Annotated in this window: 1 protein-coding gene and 1 pseudogene; both read left to right on the top strand. The window is 66.4% G+C overall.

Going from position 1 to position 1,827, the window contains the following annotated elements; translation table 11 throughout:
• Nucleotides 1-1,144: class I adenylate-forming enzyme family protein (locus tag DYI24_RS25935; protein WP_164574353.1), on the top strand; the 1,144-nt coding region annotated here is incomplete at its 5' end.
• A gap of 104 nt (nucleotides 1,145-1,248) precedes the next feature.
• Nucleotides 1,249-1,827, top strand: a pseudogene (locus DYI24_RS25930) (hypothetical protein); the annotation flags it as partial.

The following is a 1,827-nucleotide window of genomic DNA, read 5'->3' as shown; positions in this document are numbered from 1 at the left end:
GGCGGACGATCTGCTGCAGCTCGCCAAGGCGCAATCCGACACGCCGCCGGCGCGTCGCTGCGAGCCTGACGACATCGTCATCACCATCTTCACCTCGGGCACGACCGGCAAGCTCAAGGCCGTCGAGCACACCCAGGGGAGCTGGGCGGCGATGGCCACCAATGTGCTGATCAACATGGAGGTCGGCGAGGGCGACGTGATGCTGCACGCCGCGTCGATGATCCACGCCTCGGGCTGTTTCATCGTGCCGTATTGGCTGCGCGGCGGCGTCGCCGCGGTGCTGCCCGGCTTCACGCCGGCAAGCTACCTCGACGCGGTCGAGCGTTGGAAGCCGACCGCGCTCAATCTGGTGCCGACCATGATCGGCATGCTGCTCGACCATCCGGGCATCGAGCAGGCCGATTTTTCGAGCGTCAAGCGCATCATCTACGGCGCCTCGCCGATGCCGCGGCCGGTGATGCAGCGGGCGCTGAAGCTGTGGGGCCCGCGGTTCGCGCAGTATTACGGCCAGTCCGAAGCGCCGATCTTCATCACCCATCTGACCCAGCAGGATCACGTCGGCCCGAAGGCCGAGCAGCGGCTCGCCTCCTGCGGCCGGCCGTCGATCGATTGCGAGGTCAAGCTGGTCGATGAAGCCGGCGAGGAGGTCGCGCCGGGCGAGGCCGGTGAGATCGCGTTGCGGACGCCGTTTGCGATGAAGGGCTATTACAACGCGCCCGACTTGAACGCGCAGATGTTCCTGCCCGATGGCTGGCTGCGCACCCGCGACGTCGGCCGCTTCGACGAGGACGGCTATCTGTATCTGGTCGACCGCACCTCCGACATGATCGTGTCGGGCGGCTACAACGTCTATCCGCGCGAGGTCGAGGACGCGCTTGCGGCGCATCCGGCGGTGCGCGAGGTGGTCGTGGTCGGGTTGCCCGACGACAAATGGGGCGAGAGTGTCGCGGCCTTTGTGGCACTGCGCGCCGGCGCCAGTGCCGAGGAAGCCGAGCTGATCGCCTTCGCGCGCGAGCGGGTGGCGAGCTACAAAGTGCCGAAGCAGGTGCGGTTCATCGACGAGGTGCCGAAGAGCCCGGTCGGCAAGCTGCTGCGCCGCGCGGTGCGCGATCCCTTCTGGCAGGGCCGCGACCGCAAGATCTGAGGGTTAACAAAATCTGAACGTCGGGGCCTGTAGCTTTACCGGATATTATCGGCGGTTGTGGTTCGATTTCCGAAACGTTGCTTCCGATCGGAAAGAGCCGCTCCTTGACCGTTCCGGCGATCCATTTGACCGAAACCGCCGGCACGCGCAGCTTCATGCTGCCGCTGCTGGTCGGCACCGGCGTGCTGGTCTTCCTGCTGCTATTCGGCGACAGCTTGCTGCAGGATTCCGACAGCTACTGGCAGATCGAAACCGGCCGCTGGATTCTGGCCCACGGCACGGTGCCCACGGTCGACAGCTTCTCGTTCAGCAAGGCCGGCGAGCCCTGGCAATCGAGCTCGTGGCTGGCGCAGGTGATCTTCGCGCTGGCGATGCAGGCTGGCTGGGCCGGTCCGGTGATCGTCACCGCACTCGCGGTCGCGGCGGCGCTGGCGATGTTCACCGCTTACCTCGAGCGCTACGCCTCTGCGCTGGTGACGGCGACGCTGGCGCTCGGCGTGATGGTGCTGATCATGCCGCACGTGCTGGCACGGCCGCACATGCTGACGCTTCCCGTCATGGTGGCGTGGTTCATCGGCCTGATCGATGCCGCCGACCGGAAAGCTGCGCCGCCCTGGGCGTTGCTGCTGGTGATGGTGCTGTGGGCCAATCTGCACGGCGGCTTCGTATTAGGACTGATGCTG

This window comes from Rhodopseudomonas sp. BR0C11, from assembly GCF_010820945.1.
GTDB classification, from domain to species: domain Bacteria; phylum Pseudomonadota; class Alphaproteobacteria; order Rhizobiales; family Xanthobacteraceae; genus Rhodopseudomonas; species Rhodopseudomonas palustris_H.
Note: the sequence above shows the minus strand (reverse complement) of the source record. Positions and strands in the feature narration are given on the sequence as shown.